A 245-nucleotide genomic window follows, 5' to 3' on the forward strand; every position below is an offset into this window, starting at 1 on the left:
CGGTAAAACCACCTTGATGGAGTATGTGGCCAATCGTCTCGGCCTTATCTTTATGAAGATTAACTGTCCATCACTCGGTCATGATGTCACCTCATTAGATCCCGAAAAAGCACCTAATGCCACCGCCCGAGAAGAGCTGAATAAAATCAACTTAGCCTTTGAGATGGGCAATAACGTCATGCTCTATCTCGATGATATTCAGCATACGCATGCGGAATTTTTGCAGAAGTTTATCTCATTAGGTG

Annotated in this window: 1 protein-coding gene; it reads left to right on the top strand. The window is 43.7% G+C overall.

The genetic code is table 11. The features are described 5' to 3' along the window. The coding region (locus AAEZ03_RS28535) for an AAA family ATPase (RefSeq protein WP_350583336.1) at nt 1-245 on the top strand (245 nt) is incomplete at both ends.

It is taken from the genome of Pseudomonas sp. HY2-MNA-CIBAN-0224, assembly GCF_040310285.1.
Classification (GTDB): Bacteria; Pseudomonadota; Gammaproteobacteria; order Pseudomonadales; family Pseudomonadaceae; genus Aquipseudomonas; species Aquipseudomonas helleri.